This is a genomic window from Marinospirillum alkalitolerans (assembly GCF_045055655.1).
In the GTDB taxonomy this organism is placed as follows: Bacteria; Pseudomonadota; Gammaproteobacteria; order Pseudomonadales; family Halomonadaceae; genus Marinospirillum; species Marinospirillum alkalitolerans.
The window spans coordinates 73,054-90,214 of record NZ_JBANFI010000005.1; the positions used below are offsets into that span (position 1 = coordinate 73,054).

The following is a 17,161-nucleotide window of genomic DNA, read 5'->3' on the forward strand; positions in this document are numbered from 1 at the left end:
GTTTACAGGGTGATGCAGCAGGCAGGAGACTGACCTGAGCTAGGGCCTTGAGTTCAGCTCGGATAATAAAAACGGCCCCGAAGGGCCGTGTCTTGAGATTTTAACATACTTCTGTTGATGTGGCCCAAGCTTAAGAAGCTTGCTTCTCCTCATCGCGCAATTGGCGGCGCAGGATTTTACCGACATTGGTCTTGGGCAGCTCATCACGGAACTCGACCATTTTCGGTACCTTATAGGCTGTGAGGCGCTCTTTACACCAGTCGCGCACTTCCTTCACCGAGAGTTCGCTATTGCGTGAAACGATAAAGACCTTCACTGCTTCACCACTTTTCTCGTCTTCCACCCCGACTGCGGCGACTTCGAGTACATCTGGGTGGGCGGCGATGACATCTTCGATTTCATTCGGATAGACGTTAAAGCCTGAGACATTGATCATGTCTTTTTTGCGGTCAACGATGCGCGCATAGCCATCTTCTTGAATCACCGCGACATCCCCAGTGCGGAACCAGCCATCCTCCGAGATGCACTGTGCGGTTTCTTCAGGACGCTGCCAGTAGCCTTTCATCACCTGCGGGCCGCGAATGCACAGCTCGCCGCTTTCGCCAATCGGCAGGGATTCGCCTGCTTCGTTGATCACCTTAATCTCAGTGCCAGGCACTGGCTTGCCGATGCTGCCCAGCTGGATGCCATTCGGTGGATTAAAAGTGGCGACAGGCGAGGTCTCGGTCAGGCCGTAGCCTTCGGCGATGGCGCAGCCAGTGACTTCCTTCCAGCGCTCGGCGGCTGCCGTAGTCAGTGACATACCACCAGAGATGGTCAGTTTCAGGCGGCTGAAATCCAGCGCGCGGAAGTCTTCACGGTTGCACATGGCAACAAACAGGGTGTTGAGGCCAACGAAGCCAGTAAAATCATTCTTTTGCAGCTCTTTGACAAAAGCAGGAAGATCACGCGGATTGGTGATCAGCAGGGAATGGTTACCCAGTTCCATCATCACCATACAGTTTACGGTGAAGGTATAGATATGGTACATCGGCAGGGGCGCGACCACGGTTTCGCCGCCTTCATCCAGCACCTGATTAATCACTGCACGCGCCTGAAGCATATTGGCGACCAGATTGCGATGCGTCAGCATGGCACCTTTGGCGACACCTGTTGTGCCACCGGTATATTGCAAAATGGCAATATCATCCAGCTTGTGCTCGGTCGGCAGCCAGTGGCCCTTTTTACCTAAGTGCAGCGCCTTGCGAAAGGAAACCGCATGCGGCAGGTGGTAGCTGGGCACCATCTTTTTGACATACTTGACCACGGAATTGATCAGCACACGCTTGAAGCCTGAGTGCATATCGCCCAGTTCGGTCACGATAATGTGCTTCAGCTGGGTGTGGGGCAAAACGCGCTCAACACTATGGGCCATGTTGGCGAGTACGACGATGGCGCGTGCACCAGAATCATTAAACTGGTGCTCCATCTCCCGCTCGGAATACAGCGGGTTGGTATTGACGACGATCATGCCAGCGCGCAGCGCACCAAAAACGGCAATGGGGAACATCAGGGTGTTGGGCAGCTGAATGGCTATCCGGTCACCGGGTTTGAGATCGGTATGGTTTTGAAGATAGGCAGCAAAGTAGCGGCTTTTTTCTTCGAGATCGCGATAGGTGATGGTTTTACCCATACAGGTAAAGGCGCGATGGTCAGCGTACTTTGCGCAGGATTCGTCAAACACTTGGAGCACAGACTGAAATCGGCCCATATCTAAGTCAGTCATTATTTAGCCTCGCCATTGTTGTTATTGAGTTGCTCGATGCCTGGAGGCGGCATAGGCGTTTTTCAAACGCTTGTTTTTGCCACTATACTGATCTAGTTAAAAAAAAACCAGCCTCAATTGAGGCTGGTTATACACTCTTTGGTTGACTTAAATCGGGTCAAACGAATTTAAGTAACCGTTTCTTAAAGTGAATTTTTTATAAGGTCTTGACCTGATCACGTAAGACAAACTTCTGAATTTTGCCGGTTGAGGTCTTCGGCAGCTCACCAAAAACGATGGTCTTGGGGGCCTTAAAGTGTGCCATATTGTCACGACAGAACTGGATAATCTCCTGCTCGGTGACCTGAGAGCCAGGTTTCACGCTGACAAAGGCACAGGGTGTCTCGCCCCACTTCTCATCTGGGCGGGCCACCACGGCCGCCTCAGACACCTCAGGGTGGCGATAGAGCACGTCTTCAACCTCAATAGAAGAGATGTTTTCACCCCCAGAGATAATGATGTCTTTGGAGCGGTCCTTGATTTCGATATAGCCATCTGGATGCCAAACCGCCAAGTCACCAGTATGGAACCAGCCGCCGGCAAAGGCTTCTTCAGAAGCGCGTGGGTTTTTCAGGTAGCCCTTCATCACCAGATTGCCACGGATAAAAATCTCACCCATGGTTGTGCCATCTTGTGGTACCGGCTCCAGCGTATCTGGATTGGCAATCATCAGGCCTTCTTGCATTGGCGACTTCACCCCTTGGCGAGCTTTGAGACGTGCGCGTTCGGTCAGGGTTTTCTCATCCCATTCCTCATGCCAAGCACAGACGACGCAGGGGCCATAGGTTTCAGTGAGGCCATACACATGGGTCACGCTAAAGCCCATGTTCTCCATGCCTTCAATGACAGAAGCGGGTGGCGCCGCACCGGCAGTCATCACCTTCACTTGATGCTCGATACCGGCCTTGAGTGCGGCATCAGCATTGTTCAGCATATTCAGCACGATAGGCGCACCACAGAAGTGGTTCACCTTGCTCTCTTTGATGGCGTCATAGATGGCATCGGCGCGAACATGGCGCAGGCTGACACTGGTGCCCACCGTGGCCGCCAAGGTCCAAGGGAAGCACCAGCCATTGCAATGGAACATCGGCAGGGTCCACAAATAAACAGGGTGCTCGCCCATGTTCCATGAAACAGCATTGGAGACGGCATTCAGATAAGCACCACGGTGGTGATAGACCACGCCTTTGGGGTTGCCCGTTGTGCCAGAGGTGTAGTTTAAGGTGATGGCATTCCACTCATCCTGCGGCAGGATAGGGCTGAAGTCTGCATCGCCAGTGGCCAAAAAGGCTTCGTAATCCATCTCACCAATCAGCTCACCTTCGGTGTAGAAGGGGTCATCGATATGAATCACGCGCGGGCGTTGAGCGCCCAGCATTTTGATGGCGCGCGAGGCGACCTCAGCAAATTCACGATCGACAAACAGGATGCGCGTTTCAGCATGCTGCAGGATAAAAGCGATGGCTTCTGCATCCAAGCGCGTGTTGATGGCATTGAGTACAGCGCCGCTCATTGGCACGCCAAAGTGGGCTTCAAATAAGGCATAGATATTCGGCGCGATAAAGGACACGGTATCGCCTTCATGAATACCGGCTTTGTTCAAAGCAGAAGCAAAGCGAACGCAGCGCGTGTAGGTTTCACCCCAGGTGGTGGTGTTTTGATGATGAATTTGTGCCACTCGATTGGGATATACACTGGCGGCACGCTGTAAGTAAGAAAGCGGCGTGAGTGCGGTAAAGTTGGCTGGGTTTTTATCCAAGCCCATTTCATAGATATTAGTATGCTGCATGGATGGAGCTCCTTGTGTTTGTCTTTGTATTTTGTGTGTGGGTCGAGGGTGCCGCCATGTATTCGTTCTGGGTGCAAAGGCTTGGTCACCTCAAGATTCTCTGGTGTCATTTGACAGACTGGCTTTCTCTATTTAGCCTCATGCTGCAGCGCAAAAGAATAAGACCCTAGTCGTAAATGGCATAAAAAACCGAGCAAGCGCTAGACTGGTGTCTAATCATGCCAAGAGAGGCTATCCTTTGCCAAGAGGTAAACGAGATTTAACCTGTTAAAATATAGGGGTACTTCAAGTAGGGGTACCTCAACAAGGCTGCTGGTCTTTCATTGTCTTACTAAAAGGAATCAACATGACTGAACTTGTGAACCGTCCTTATGACACACTCAATATTGGTGATAGCGCGACTTTTGAGAAAACCCTGACTGAAAAAGAGCTGGTGCTTTTTGCCGCTGTGTCAGGCGATGTGAACCCAGTGCATTTGGATGCAGAATTTGCCAAAACCACCATGTTTGGTGAGCGTATTGCGCATGGTATGTGGTCTGGCTCGCTGATTTCTGCTGCCTTGGCGACGGTTTTACCAGGACCTGGCACGATTTATCTCGGACAAGAACTCAGTTTTCGTCGCCCAGTTAAGCTAGGTGATACGCTGACGGTAACGCTGACAGTGAAAGACAAGCAGGATGCGAAGAAGATCGTTGAGCTGGATTGCTTGGTTGTGAATCAGCAAGGTGAAAAGGTGGTGCTGGGTACGGCCAAGGTGATCGCACCTTCTGAGCCAGTGCGTTTGACCGCGCCCGTGTTGCCAGAGATTCATCTCGGCGCTTAAGGTGTGGGGTGCGCCGCTCGAGCATGACAAGCTTAATGACAATCTAAGGCTTGCATTTGCTATCTAAAATCAGTACTATGCGCTCCGCATTGCGGAGAGGTGGCCGAGTGGTCGAAGGCGCACGCCTGGAAAGTGTGTATACGGCAACGTATCGAGGGTTCGAATCCCTCCCCCTCCGCCACAAACATAGCAATCAAGCGCCCTACGGGGCGCTTTTTTGTTTGTGCCGCCCACCATCCACCTCGCCAGCTGAATCCCGCGTCAGTCTTTCTCCTCGGTTGTACTTTTCGATCTGAACCTGCTTAATGATAATCCATCCTAGACGGCTAGTTTTGAACTCAAACGATGGATTGGGTTCTCAGCTTTTTTAGATTCATGTTGATGAAGGCAGGGAGCAGCAGATGATCAGAGAAGAATCGCCGAATGGTGCAGCCATACTTGAATTTAACGGACAGGGTGAAGTGGGTATGGGCGGCCCAGTTCTTGGCACTTTGCTGGTGAATGGCATTGCGATTTTAGCGGATCGGCTGGCAATCAACCGATGGATCTGGAGCGAAGATTCACGATACCTAGCTTGTGTCGAATGGATGGGCCGAGGCTCGGATGAAAGCGGAGACCTGCGTCTTTATGATCTGCTGCATCAGCAATGCTTGGACTGGCGTCATCCTGTGGGATGGGTACCCAGTTTTCAGCGGTTTCATTCTGGTATCATTGAGTTTGCTGGGCCTCAACAGGCTGTACGCGTGCCTTGCTTAGGCGGGAGAGAAGGTGAGGCGCATCACATCAAGGCGATCATGACAGGGAAAGCTGAAGCAGGCCTTCAGCTTGTGAAGATATCACCGCTAGCGAATGAGTGAACAATGATAGAGATTCAAGATAAAAGCGATCAGCAGGCTGTGGATGCCATACTGGCCTTGGGTTATCCAGAAAATAAGCCTTACATTGAGACGCTGCTTGCATGGACTTGCGATCCTAACTGGCCTATTGCCGGCTCCATTTATGCTTATTTGAGCCAGTTGGGCAAGCAAGAAGTGGCGAGCGTATTGCGACTTGCGGATCAGGTCGATCATGATTGGCGCTATAGTCTGATCACGCAGCTTATCGCAGGCTATGATGATGAGACGCTGGCCGAGTGTGTGACGAGTTTAAAAAGATGGGCAGCTCAGACAGGCAGTCAAGAGTGTGATTTTGAGGCCCTACGTCTTTTGGCTGAAAGAGCGTTAATCGATCCAGCAGAAATTGCGGCCATCGCCAAAAGAAATCTTTTTGTCTATAACCTCTGGATTAAAGAAACACTCGATGCAGCTGGTCAGGCCATCTATGCCTTTCCTTTGCGTGATCACCACCTCTGATCCCTTGGTGCTCAGTTTATGCCTCGTGATCCGACGCTACTGGCTTATCTCTCTCAAGGAGATCAAACCCCTTTTATTGATCTGATACAGGTCTCTAAAAAAGGCACATCCTACTTTTACGCTGGATGCTGGTGGCAACGTCACTGGCCCTTGAGTGGCGGTGTGTGCACCAATCCCAAGGGTGAAAAGTTAACCATTCAGCCCTTATCGCACACCCATCATCCAGATCCGCTCCAGGGTGGACGCATCCAAGTCAAGCCCTCCGCGCAGGCCAGATATGCGCGCTGGATGCAGGGTCGGGTGACGGGCGAGCCTCAGACAGGCGCTTTCGATGAAACTTGATATTTCTCCATCTTATTTAACTCTTTTAGCCGCCGCACTGAATGAAACGGTGATGGCGCGTCGGGCAGCGCTCAGTCGGGCCTCTTCGGTCAGCGCTGAAGATGAGGAGTCGCTGCTGAGCTTAGAGATCTGCCAAGGCTGGCTAGAAGAAGAATATACCCAGTTGGCGCAGCAGCAGCCCCAGCTCTTGCCTTGGTCTCAGCTGGTCTCAGCGCCACTGCAGCAGGCCAAGACTGCTGAAGCGGCCGCGCCCTCGACAACATCCAGTGTGACTGCCGCCACTTTACCGCTTCAGGTCACCTCGGCGGCGGGCATCTCAGGTGTGCTCTGTCGTGATTTTGACGGTGAATATTTCTTCCGTGTTGAGCAGGCAGATTATACCTTCACCGATTATCTGCTATTGCATGATGACCTGCCTGTGACGATCGATCCCCAGGCCTTGGCCTCTTTCTACATCTATCAGGATCAAGAGCAGCCAATTTTAGACCATAGCCCTGAAGTGTTGGGTTTGGCCTTGTCGCCTCGCTCTGATGTCTGATGGCCTCGCTTCTTGCTGTGTTGGAGCGATTGGATTGTTGCTTGGCTGTTTTGGGCATCACTGGGTGTCTTTGAGGCTGTGTGTCTGGTGATGCAAGATCCATCTGTTGGGCGTTGATCCACTGATTTTTAGCTGGCCGGCTCTGTGGCTGATCCCTTAAACTAAGGTCTTGTTCCTTCCTTGTTTTTCAGCGGCCTTTTATGTAGAGGAGTCAGTGATGCCAGATATCGTGGCCATGTTTTTTGTGCTGGGTGTGGTTTCCGGTTTGATGAAATCAGATTTAAACCTGCCTAAAGCAGCTTATGAGACGCTCAGCCTGCTGTTGATGCTGACGATAGGTTTGAAGGGGGGGATGGCTCTGCATGGCAATCTCTCTTTGGGGCTGTTGCAAGAAGCCTTGGTGGTCTTGGTGCTAGGTTTTGCGATTCCTTTGCTGTTGATCCCGATCCTGCGTTATATCGTGGGTTTATCGGATGCGAATGCGATCAGTATTGCGGCACATTATGGCTCAGTCAGTGCGGGCACTTTTGCGGTAGCACTGGCTTACACCATGACCCATCAGCTTGAAACAGCTGGGCAGGTGACGCTTTATCTGGTCCTGCTTGAGCTGCCTGCGCTGCTCGTCGCATTAGGTTTGTATCAAATGAAAAACTCCGCGCGCGGTGAGTTTCGTTTGATGCATCTGGTCCATGAGACCTTTACTAACCGCAGTGTGGTGCTGCTGGTCGGGGGCTTATTGATTGGCGCGCTGTATGGATATGACGAAGGCTCGCAGGTCACACTGCTGCTGACCAGCAGTTTTGCCGTGGTGCTGGCGCTCTTTTTATTAGAAATGGGGTTGGTGGCTTCAGAAACCTTGCGTAAAGTGCGTTGGGAAGACTGGCGCTTGCTGAGCTTTGCTGTGATTGCTCCTGTGTGCCTCTCATTTTTTGGTATTGCGGCGGCGCATCTGCTGGGTCTGGCTGAGGGGACGGCACTGATTCTGGCTGCTTTAACGGCCAGTGCTTCTTATATTGCGGCCCCAGTGGCCATTCGCCATGCGATTCCAGAAGCGGATATCGGTTTGGCGATGCTGGCTTCTTTAGGCTTGACCTTCCCCTTCAATGTCTTGATCGGCATTCCGCTCTATCATCAGATTTTGCAGTGGATCTAAGAGGCGCCCTCGTCTTCACTTCATTGCGTTACTGAGTCAAGAGTCCAGAAGCAGAGCAAAAGAAAGGCCACCGTCAGAGGTGGCCTTCTTGATTCAACCTGCTTTTAGGATTCGCAGTTCAGTGACCTTGTTAGAAGTCATAGGTGGCTGAAATCCAGTAGCGACGCCCTTCTTGAACACCACCGCGTGTGCTGCGAGTGTGGTGGCTGTACTCATGCGCATATTGCGTGTCGCCACTGGTGTCTTCATAGGCTTTCCAGCCGCCACGGAAGTCCAAATCAAACAGATTATAGACAGCAGCATTCAGGCGTACATTTTCCGCGATCTGGTAGGTCGCACCCAGATTCCACAGGTTGTAAGCACTGATATCCCCTACAGCGGCATAGATGCGTGCATCGTTACCGGTCAGGTCATCTGGATGCTCGTTAAAGCGACGGCTTTCACCGCGATACTCAGTGCTGAGCCAGGTGGTCAGCTGATCATTGACTGCCCAGCTGAGGCGTGCATTGAACAGATGCTCAGGCGTGTCGGCCAGTTCTTGGTTGCGGCTACCGTCGCGGCTTTTGAGTTCGCTGTCGGTATAGGTGTAGTTGGCGCTCAGTGTCCAACCTTCAGCCTGAGCAAAGAAGGCACCCAGAGGGAGGGTCGTGCTCAGCTCAACACCTTGAGTCGTGGCTTCATCAATATTGATTGATTGGCCAAACTCAGCCTGGCCTGGGAAGCCGCCAATTCTGACGCAGCCTGGCTGGTCGGGGTTGGCGGCAAAGTCGCAATTCGGAACAGCAGGACCCGAGGCAATCTTATCTTCAATATCGTTATAGAAGAAGGTCACACTGGCGCGGACTCCGGCATAGTTTTCCCAGTGGGCACCAATCTCATAGCTGGTGCTGGTCTCTGGCTCTAGATCTGGACTCCCGATCGTCGCTGTAGCACCTTGAGCGGTGATTCCGGTCAAGCCTTCCTGGATTTGATCAACACGCGGGGCTTTATAAGCCTGAGCGATCCCTGAGCGCAGAGTCAGCTGATCGTTGACGTTATAGACCAGATAAGCACGTGGGCTAAAGTGGCCACCAAACTCATCATGGTGATCATAGCGACCACCCAGGGTCAGAGCGAGGTTGTCGCGCAGATACCATTCATCTTCAACAAACAGGGCGTAGGTGGTTTGCTCCATCGTGACAGGGGCGACGCCATCAACAAACTCGGCATCCCAGTATTGTGCGCCGATTGTAAAGCGATGCTGCTGCCAAGGCAGGACTAAACGGGTATCAACGATCAGGTTGGTGTTTTCAAGCTCACGTGCATCGCCGACATTCTTACCGGGAATCCCCGTATTGGTGGGGTTTTGTGGGTTGCCGGGGATGGTGCGACCAGTGGTCTCGGTCACCTGGTGCTGGATGCTGGACTCTAATTGACCAAAGCCTAGATCACTACGATGGCCGAGTACCCATTGCGTCCGCTCAAAGCGCAGATCATCAGCATAGCCACGCCAGTTGGTGGGAGTGTCATTATTTGACAGCAGACGGTTGTCGGGGGTGCCATTATCGTACCACTGACGACCCAGATCGAGATCCAGATAAACCTGGTGTTGGGCGTTGGGCGTCAGCGTGAGGCGACCACCAATATTCGAGGTGCGACCTTGAACTGGCGTTTGCCCACGGGTATTAAAGTCAGGTGCATTGGCTTCGCTGGGTGTTAGATTCGAAGCAGCACGATTCATGTGGCTGGCGCGCACTTGTAAGCCCAGCAGATTCTCAACCAGCGGACCTGTCGCAAAAACGCTGACATTGGACGTGCCACCAAATTCGCTGTCTTCTGGGAAGGTGGTGTCAACACTCAGGGTGCCGCCCCACTCGTCTGAGACAGGACGCGTAATAATGTTGATGACGCCACCCATCGCATCGGAGCCATAGAGAGTCGAGGCCGGGCCACGGATAATCTCGATACGCTCAATAGCGGATAAGGGCGGCATAAAGCTGGTGGCAAATTCGCCAAAGCCATTAGGTGCCACATCGCCGGAGGTGTTCTGACGACGGCCGTCAATCAGAATCAGTGTGTAGTCGCTTGGCATACCACGAATAGAGATGTCTAAGCCGCCGGTTTTACCTGTTGCACCACGTACGTCTATCCCTTCGACGCCCTGAAGGGCTTCAGCAAGATTGTTGTAGCGACGGCTTTGCAGATCTTCACGCGTTAAGACACTCATGCTGGCTGGCGCTTGGCTCAAGTCTTGCTCAAAGCCAGCAGCCGTCACCACAATATTGCGCAGTTCGCGGGGTGCTTCATTGGTGGTTTGTGCTTGCAAGCTGGTGGCACCTAGTGCCAAGGCCAGACCAGCAGCGAGAGGTGTGAGATAAAAAGAAGGTGCGGTGTAAACAGGTTGATGTGCCACAAGTTGATCCCCATGTGTAGTCAAGGAGCGAGCGGCAGTATCAAGTCCATCAGCAATAGCAGGGCATCAGCCTAGCCTGCAGCGCAGACAGAACTGATTTGAAAGCCTGATTGTGAACGCAAGGGGCCGAATACTGCCGCGCCCTAAATAATTGCTTTGAGACTGGCTGGCTTGCAGAGCAAGGCGTCAACGAAAGAACAAGCATCCACTCAAAAAGATGGGGGCGCGATCCTTCTCTGCTGGCTGGCTGATCGGAGTCTATGCTATAAAATCGCATGATCAAATGTCAATCATTATCATTTTTTGCTGCGATTAAGTTTTTAGATCATCTTGATAAAAAAATGCTTGCAAAGCTAAATGATAAAGATTATCGTTAATTTCATGGGCTGACGCCCTAACCGGATAACAGCACTGCCTCCCCCTAAAAGGTTGCTGTGATTCATGGTTCTCCTCATCATCAAGCGAGTCCTTACCGCCCTTTATTGGGCGGTTTTTTTATCCAGCCTATTTGATAAACCTAAGGTGGCTGGGATGCTGATGTGATGGTGATTGTGAAGCGTCAGCGAGGGAAGGGATCATCAATTGAGGACAAATCATGCAACAAGCCAAGAGTGTTGAGCCAAGGATCGAGCAGAATCCAGGAGTGCATCGCATCAAGCGAATGACCAGTCAAGACTTGCTTCAGGGTGGGCAGCAGCTGCTGATCGAGCATGAGCAGGAGATGTATGTCTTGCGAGTGACCCGTCAGGGCAAGCTGATTTTAACCAAGTAGTCTTCCTGATTAACCCATCGAAAAAAATTACCACGAGGCGAATGTTGATAGATAGATTTTCTTAGACTTCTCTATCAATGAAAACAATAATGATTCTCAATTAAGGTCTGTGCAGTCTCGCTTGCACAGAAGAGAGGAAAGCTGAATTGAGGACCGTCAAATGAATGCGCTCGTGGTATCCCCCCTGACAAGAATACTGCCCCATCATCCTTCGCGCCCTCTGTATCATTCTTTGCTGGGGGTGCGTCAGGCGCAGCCTGGGCTGAGTGAGCGTGAGTGGGCGGCTTTGCTGGAAGTCAGCGAAGCCGAGCTCCAAGTTGCGCGCATAGGTCATGAAGCTGTTTATCCGCTGCAAGATCGCTTCTCCTTGCTTTATAGCTTGAGTCTGCTAGGCGAAGTTGAGCTTGAAATGATGAATGGCTTAGGTGTTGCGCATTGGAAGGGGCGCTTTAATGCGCCTGATTTGTATCTGGATCAGCCGCAGCAATTGGGTTTGCGCTTTCAGGTTGGTCAGCATCAGTTGATTGTGCACCTTGAGCACTGGTATTGGGCTTGTGCTGTTGAAGAGCCACGCATGATGTCCAATGGGCTGGTGCATTTAAAGCGTAGCCTGTGTTTTTATGATCGTCAGGGGCGCTTGTTCTTTCGTATTCAGGCGGGTGCGCAGACAGACTTAACGGCCTGGCAGAGTGTGCAGGAGAGCTTTGCGACGCAAGAGTTGGCCGCCCGGCCTTTGTTTGTGCGTAACGAGCGCACCAGTATTGATTTTCCAAGTGATGCTGCACAGCTGGAAAAAGAATGGCGCCTGATGCAGACGGTAGACGATCTTCCTTATCTGCTACAGCGTCATGACACCAGTTTGTTTGCGGCATTGTTAAGTCTTAGTCCTAAGCTGGCGCGGCCTGTTGGCTTGCAGGCGCTGGAGCAGTTGTTAAGCCGTTTAGCGCAATGGCCGCGTTTATCGGGTCGTATGCCACGCTTGGCTGTATCGCTGATGACGCCTGGACTGGAGCAGCACTTTCAGGGAGCGCCGCTGGCGCCTTGTCCAGTGAAGGATCAGCTCTGTATTGCTTGGGAGCAAGGAGGGTGCTTACACCTCGATCGCTTGGCGATGGAGTATGCCTTTATTGTGCGCCAGCCTTGTGATGGGCAGTGGATCAGCCATCTACAGCTATTTGATGCTGAGGGCCAACCCTTGGGTCGCATTTCCTGTGCACGCGAACCAGGTCAGGCCGAGGATCTGGCTTATCGTCATCTCTTGAATAGTTTGCAATAGGAGGGGGTATGCATCATCGACTCTGGTTTCAGCTGAGTTCTTTGGCCTTGCTGGTCAGTGCCTTGGGGCCTTTTCTGGTTCAGGGTGGCGTCTGAGCTGCATCGCTCTGATAGAAAAACGGTTTTTGGAAAGGCGGTTTTTGATACACGCGATTTCCTTGGGCGTTGAGGTCTGTTGCGTATCTTGGGTGAGTTCAAGATCAGAGATAAAAGAAAAAGCTTCCTGGTGACCAGGAAGCTTTTTTTATGGCTGCAACCAAACGGGCGTTCCCGTCTTAGTTGCTTGTCTCAGCTTGTAGTTTGGCAGCCCATTCCTGGCGACGACGGACTTCGCGTGGATCATTGGGTGCACGACCTGGCAGAGGAGCATAGCCGGGCAGCTCAGGGAAGGGATCGGCCGTTGTCTCGCTCGTGGCATCGACCTTGGTGACTGGCGCGGCTTCATCTGTTTCATCAGTGGCAGGCTTGGCCTCAGCGGCAGGTGCGGCTTCGGTTTCTGCGCTTGGGCTACTGATGTCTGTTGCAGCGGGTTCTTCCGCTGGGCTGCTGGCTGCTTCAATAACCGGCTCCGCGACAGGCTCTGTAATCGCTTCTGCGCTGACAGAGGGGCTGGCCTGCGGCTCGGTGACTGAAGTTGTGAGTTCAGCCTTGGACTCGGCATCAACACTTGGTGCGGCTTCGCTTTGCGCTGTTGTCTCAGGTGAGACAGAGCTGGTAGGCGAGGTGTCTTCGACCAGCGTCGTGCTCTGTGGTGCTTCAGCTGTCGTGCTAGCCTTGGGTTGCTCCGCTTCAGTCTGAGTTGGCTCGCTGGGCTGCTCAGTGTCAGCTGGCTCGCTTGATGGCTCTGCTGCGACGACCGCTTGTGCGCTGTCCGCTGCATCGGCTGGGGCTAACTCAGTGGGTGCAACGGCCTCGTTGGCGCCGGTGTCTTCCTCTGCCGCCTTGTTGTGGGTGTCGGCTTTTGCGCGACGCCCTTTATGAGAAGAGCGGCCTTTGCGCTTGCCCTTGTCTTCGGTGGTGGCCTCTGCTGCCTCAGCAGGCTGCGCGAGAGCCTCTGCTTGGACCCCTGTCTCTGACGGCGCGACACTTGATTCAGCGGTTTGATCGATTGGAGCCTCGGCTGGGCTGGGCTGAGTTGCAGTCTGAGAGGCGTCTTCAGTCGGCTGTTGGGCCGTATTGGAGACCAAAACAGGCGTGACCAATTCCTCAGGCAGCAGCTCTTTTTTCAGTTGATCAAAATCAGGATGCTGATCCGCTTGGCCCGTTAATGCCTTGTTACGACGACGTTGACGCGGATTATTGCGCGCAGGCTTGCTCTCATCGACCTGAGGCTTGCTGCTCGTCCGAGTTTCTGCTGCTGGCTTGCCATTGCTAGGCTTGTTCTCGACGGCGGCTTCTTCACGACGTGATGAGCGGCGTTGAGATTCAGCTTTTGCGGGTTCGCTGGCTGTATCAGTGGCACTGCGTGCGTTGGCATCGCGTTCACGACGGGGGCGACGCTGAGATTCAGTCCGTTGACGCTGAGGGCGTTGGCGGCCTTTATCCTGACGGCCAGCGTCTGGCGTTTCGGCGCGTTTTTCCTGTTGTGCTGGCGTGCTACTGGGTTTGCTGGCAGCAGGCGCTGGTTGAGCAGGTGCAGCCTCGCCTCCTTGGAAGAGCTTTTTAAAGCCCTCGAGGCAGCGCGCGAGCAGGCCGGTTGTGGCGGGTGTTGATGGGGCAGCAGGCGCTTCAGGCGCGGGTGGGCGCGGGATCACATTCTGCACGGCCGCCTGAGCAAAGCCGGTGATTTTTTCTGCGCCACTGCTGGGTTCTTGATCATTGGTGCTGCTGATATCCAGCTCAAAGCTGACTGGGGTTTCTTCTTCCAGATCATCATCGCGTAGACGTGTCACCTCATAGTGCGGGGTGTGCATCTCTGGATTGGGCAGGATCAGGGCCGAAACCTTCTGGCGTTGCTCGATATCATGCAGCGCTGAGCGCTTCTCGTTCAGCAGGAAGGTCGCAACAGAGACAGGCAGCACTGCGCGAATTTCAGCAGTGTTATCCTTCATCGCTTCTTCTTCGATCAGGCGTAGAATCGAGAGTGCCAGGGAGCGAACATCGCGAATCGTGCCTTGACCATCGCAGCGTGGGCAGACGACGCCGCTGGTTTCACCCAGAGAAGGACGCAGCCGTTGGCGTGACATTTCTAAAAGGCCAAAGCGTGAAATACGGCCGATCTGCACGCGGGCGCGATCAATCTTCAACGCATCGCGCATGCGGTTTTCAACTTCGCGTTGATTCTTGACCGGGCTCATGTCGATAAAGTCGATCACGATTAGGCCGCCAATATCACGCAGACGCAGTTGGCGCGCGATCTCATCAGCCGCTTCCAGATTGGTTTGCAGCGCTGTTTCTTCGATATCGCCGCCGCGTGTAGCGCGGGCTGAGTTGATATCGATAGAAACCAGTGCCTCGGTGTGGTCAATGACGATGGAGCCGCCGGAAGGCAGTTTCACTTCACGCTGGAAGGCGGTTTCGATCTGGCTTTCGATCTGAAAACGAGAGAAGAGGGGGACATCATCCTTGTAGAGCTTGATTTTGCTCTGATAGGAGGGCATTACTTGTTGGATAAAGCCCTGTGCTTGATCATAGACTTCTTGGCTGTCGATCAGGACTTCGCCGATATCCTGGCGCAGATAATCGCGCATCGCACGAATAATGACATTCGATTCGCGGTAAATCAGGAAGGGGGCAGGTTGTTGCAAGGCGGCTTGGTTGATCGAGTCCCAGACTTTGATCAGATAGTCTAAATCCCACTGGAGCTCTTCGCTTGAGCGACCTATGCCTGCGGTGCGCACAATCACGCCCATGCTTTGTGCCAGGTTCAGACCGCTGAGCGCTTCTTTCAGCGCTGCGCGTTCTTCGCCTTCAATACGGCGTGAAATACCACCGGCGCGTGCATTGTTGGGCATCAGTACTAGATAGCGGCCTGCAAGGCTAATGTAGGTCGTGAGGGCTGCGCCCTTGTTACCACGCTCTTCTTTATCCACCTGCACGATGACTTCTGTGCCTTCTTTGACCAGCTCGCGGATCGAGGCATTGCGCTGATCGCCAGCGGATTTGGCAAAGTATTCGCGGCTGATTTCCTTTAGGGGGAGAAAACCGTGGCGTTCAGCGCCAAAATCGACAAAAGCCGCTTCGAGGCTGGGTTCAACTCGGGTGATGCGACCACGATAGATGTTGGCTTTTTTGGACTCGCGTGATCCAGATTCGATATCCAGATCATAAAGACGCTGGCCATCGACCAGCGCAACCCGGCGCTCTTCTGGCTGGGTTGCATTAATAAGCATACGTTTCATTGGGCTTCCAAGTGTTCTGGCGGCCCGGGTATTGCAGTTGCTTGTATTATGTTTCTTTGTGTTGGCTCGCTAAGCAGGCTGCGCTGGAGTCGAGACACAGGAGTCAGTGGAGATGGAAAGCTCAAGCCTGAATAAAGAAAGGGTTCAGGGTTGCACAGTCAGACAGCTCTTTGTCTACTCGCCCATCTGTTGGTATGCAGATGGCGCTTTTTTACTCACTGTACGGCCAGATAGTTAGGCAACACAAGGTCAAATAAGATTCAACAACGCGCACACCAGGGTCGCGGGTTTTGATCACCAGTTTTTTTGAAGATCCTGGCACTCATGATTCATTCTTTTTTGCGCTGGCCTACGTGTGACCCACTATGAAAAGGTGTTGTTGGCGTGGGTGTAGGCGCTTCATGAGGAGTGAATCCTTTTTCGCGCTCGCTGATAATAGCAGTTGGCCTAGCACTCGGCAATCATGCCTTCAGTGGTCGACTCAGTTATACTCTGGCGCATTGGATGGGGTGTTCTTGGCTCGCTTGGAGAATTGCAGCAGCTCAAGCACCGCCCCAGCTGCTTTCTTTCTCTTTTTGTTGCAAGGGTCTTTTCATGTCTGAAGCACTGCAGCCGCAAGTGCGTTTTATTGATGTGCCACCAGAATTGGCTGGCCAGCGTTTGGATAATTTCTTGTTGGCGCGCTTAAAGGGGGTTCCGAAAACGCTGATCTATCGGATTATTCGCAAGGGCGAGGTGCGGGTGAATAAAAAACGTGCCAAGGCAGAAACGCGTTTGCAAGCCGGTGATAGCGTGCGTGTCCCGCCAGTGCGTGTGGCCGAAAAAACAGGTGTCCCTCAGGTGAGTGCCAGTCTCAAGCAGCACTTGGCGCATCAAGCCATCCTTTATGAGGATGATCAGTTGATGCTGCTCAATAAACCGGCGGGTCTGGCGGTGCATGGCGGCAGCGGTGTGCATCTGGGTTTGATTGAGGCGTTGCGCCAAGCGCGACCAGATCTGGCCTTTGTCGAGCTGGTTCACCGTCTGGATAAAGATACTTCTGGCTGCCTGCTGGTGGCCAAAAATCGTCAGGCTTTGGCGCATTTGCAGGATCAGCTGCGTGCGCGCACGATGCGCAAAGTCTACTGGGCTTGGGTGCTTGGTGCCTGGCCAGAGCAGATTGAGCAGGTGGATCAACCCATCGTGCGTATTCCAACCGCCAGTGGCGAGCGGATGATGGGCACCGGTGCAGAGGGCAAGCCAGCCCTCACCCGGTTTCGGGTTTTGCAGCGCCTGGAGCAAGATCTCACCTTGGTCCAAGCAGAGCCAGTGACGGGGCGCACGCATCAGATTCGCGTCCATGCCCGTGCTGTGGGTTGCCCTTTGCTGGGTGATCCCAAGTATGGAGAGGACCAGATCAATAAGGCTTATCACAAGGCGGGGGCTGGGCGTTTGTTTCTGCATGCCTTTAGTTTACGCTTTCAGGACCCCTTGACTGGGCGCGAACGCTGTATTGAAGCCCCAGTTGAACCCTTGTGGGAGGCTGTGCAAGCCGCCCATGCTCAGATCGGTCGATCTCGTTAAGCTACGGCTAGGGTGCA

General features: G+C 53.2%; 13 protein-coding genes and 1 tRNA gene. 10 read left to right on the top strand and 4 right to left on the bottom strand.

The annotated features are described in order from the left end of the window. Positions 1-130: 130 nt before the first annotated feature. Both V6U78_RS09110 and V6U78_RS09115 read right to left on the bottom strand, forming a co-directional pair. Complete coding sequence (locus V6U78_RS09110; protein ID WP_405339642.1) at positions 131-1,765, bottom strand: AMP-binding protein; 1,635 nt, start codon at positions 1,763-1,765, stop codon at positions 131-133. Between the two features lie 196 nt (positions 1,766-1,961). After that, entirely contained in the window at positions 1,962-3,593 is a 1,632-nt protein-coding gene (locus V6U78_RS09115; RefSeq protein ID WP_405339644.1) for an acyl-CoA synthetase, read from the bottom strand. Positions 3,594-3,939: 346 nt separating this feature from the next. Between V6U78_RS09115 and V6U78_RS09120 the strand changes: the two genes are divergently transcribed. The 7 genes from V6U78_RS09120 (at position 3,940) to V6U78_RS09150 (ending at position 7,801) form a co-directional block, all read left to right on the top strand. Beyond that, positions 3,940-4,416, top strand: a complete 477-nt coding sequence (locus V6U78_RS09120) for a MaoC/PaaZ C-terminal domain-containing protein (RefSeq protein ID WP_405339646.1) — start codon at positions 3,940-3,942, stop codon at positions 4,414-4,416. A gap of 93 nt (positions 4,417-4,509) precedes the next feature. After that, a tRNA-Ser gene (locus V6U78_RS09125) sits at positions 4,510-4,597 on the top strand. Positions 4,598-4,817: 220 nt separating this feature from the next. Beyond that, positions 4,818-5,273 (top strand): hypothetical protein, encoded by a 456-nt coding sequence (locus V6U78_RS09130; RefSeq protein WP_405339648.1) that lies wholly within the window; start codon positions 4,818-4,820, stop codon positions 5,271-5,273. Between the two features lie 3 nt (positions 5,274-5,276). Further along, positions 5,277-5,768 carry a DUF5071 domain-containing protein gene (locus V6U78_RS09135; protein WP_405339650.1) on the top strand — a complete coding sequence of 164 codons (492 nt, stop codon included), beginning with the start codon at positions 5,277-5,279 and terminating at the stop codon, positions 5,766-5,768. Between the two features lie 18 nt (positions 5,769-5,786). Then, positions 5,787-6,110 (top strand): hypothetical protein, encoded by a 324-nt coding sequence (locus tag V6U78_RS09140; RefSeq protein WP_405339652.1) that lies wholly within the window; start codon positions 5,787-5,789, stop codon positions 6,108-6,110. After that, positions 6,100-6,648: a hypothetical protein gene (locus V6U78_RS09145; RefSeq protein WP_405339654.1), complete on the top strand. Its 549-nt coding sequence runs from the start codon at positions 6,100-6,102 to the stop codon at positions 6,646-6,648. The genes V6U78_RS09140 and V6U78_RS09145 overlap by 11 nt, the downstream gene beginning before the upstream one ends. Before the next feature lie 217 nt (positions 6,649-6,865). Continuing rightward, positions 6,866-7,801, top strand: coding sequence for a sodium-dependent bicarbonate transport family permease (locus tag V6U78_RS09150; RefSeq protein WP_405339656.1), 936 nt, complete (start codon positions 6,866-6,868; stop codon positions 7,799-7,801). 130 nt (positions 7,802-7,931) lie between these two features. Here V6U78_RS09150 and V6U78_RS09155 read toward each other — a convergent pair whose 3' ends face one another. Next, positions 7,932-10,193, bottom strand: a complete 2,262-nt coding sequence (locus V6U78_RS09155; RefSeq protein WP_405339658.1) for a TonB-dependent receptor domain-containing protein — start codon at positions 10,191-10,193, stop codon at positions 7,932-7,934. A 595-nt stretch (positions 10,194-10,788) separates the two neighbouring features. Here V6U78_RS09155 and V6U78_RS09160 point away from each other — a divergent pair. After that, complete coding sequence (locus tag V6U78_RS09160; RefSeq protein WP_405339660.1) at positions 10,789-10,965, top strand: hemin uptake protein HemP; 177 nt, start codon at positions 10,789-10,791, stop codon at positions 10,963-10,965. Positions 10,966-11,125: 160 nt separating this feature from the next. Then, positions 11,126-12,241 (top strand): ChuX/HutX family heme-like substrate-binding protein, encoded by a 1,116-nt coding sequence (locus V6U78_RS09165; protein ID WP_405339662.1) that lies wholly within the window; start codon positions 11,126-11,128, stop codon positions 12,239-12,241. A gap of 274 nt (positions 12,242-12,515) precedes the next feature. Here V6U78_RS09165 and rne read toward each other — a convergent pair whose 3' ends face one another. Next, the gene (gene rne / locus V6U78_RS09170; protein WP_405339664.1) at positions 12,516-15,581 is read right to left on the bottom strand and encodes a ribonuclease E; all 3,066 of its coding nucleotides are present in this window, start codon (positions 15,579-15,581) and stop codon (positions 12,516-12,518) included. Between the two features lie 594 nt (positions 15,582-16,175). On the opposite strand from rne, the gene V6U78_RS09175 reads away from it, so the two are divergent. Then, positions 16,176-17,144, top strand: coding sequence for an RluA family pseudouridine synthase (locus V6U78_RS09175; protein WP_405339666.1), 969 nt, complete (start codon positions 16,176-16,178; stop codon positions 17,142-17,144). Positions 17,145-17,161: the final 17 nt, after the last annotated feature.

Bases quoted from the DNA above. Each gene is read 5' to 3' on its own strand.
- V6U78_RS09110 (WP_405339642.1), bottom strand. From the start codon at position 1,765: ATGACTGACTTAGATATGGGCCGATTTCAGTCTGTGCTCCAAGTGTTT.
- V6U78_RS09115 (WP_405339644.1), bottom strand. From the start codon at position 3,593: ATGCAGCATACTAATATCTATGAAATGGGCTTGGATAAAAACCCAGCC.
- V6U78_RS09120 (WP_405339646.1), top strand. From the start codon at position 3,940: ATGACTGAACTTGTGAACCGTCCTTATGACACACTCAATATTGGTGAT.
- V6U78_RS09130 (WP_405339648.1), top strand. From the start codon at position 4,818: ATGATCAGAGAAGAATCGCCGAATGGTGCAGCCATACTTGAATTTAAC.
- V6U78_RS09135 (WP_405339650.1), top strand. From the start codon at position 5,277: ATGATAGAGATTCAAGATAAAAGCGATCAGCAGGCTGTGGATGCCATA.
- V6U78_RS09140 (WP_405339652.1), top strand. From the start codon at position 5,787: ATGCCTCGTGATCCGACGCTACTGGCTTATCTCTCTCAAGGAGATCAA.
- V6U78_RS09145 (WP_405339654.1), top strand. From the start codon at position 6,100: ATGAAACTTGATATTTCTCCATCTTATTTAACTCTTTTAGCCGCCGCA.
- V6U78_RS09150 (WP_405339656.1), top strand. From the start codon at position 6,866: ATGCCAGATATCGTGGCCATGTTTTTTGTGCTGGGTGTGGTTTCCGGT.
- V6U78_RS09160 (WP_405339660.1), top strand. From the start codon at position 10,789: ATGCAACAAGCCAAGAGTGTTGAGCCAAGGATCGAGCAGAATCCAGGA.
- V6U78_RS09165 (WP_405339662.1), top strand. From the start codon at position 11,126: ATGAATGCGCTCGTGGTATCCCCCCTGACAAGAATACTGCCCCATCAT.
- rne (WP_405339664.1), bottom strand. From the start codon at position 15,581: ATGAAACGTATGCTTATTAATGCAACCCAGCCAGAAGAGCGCCGGGTT.
- V6U78_RS09175 (WP_405339666.1), top strand. From the start codon at position 16,176: ATGTCTGAAGCACTGCAGCCGCAAGTGCGTTTTATTGATGTGCCACCA.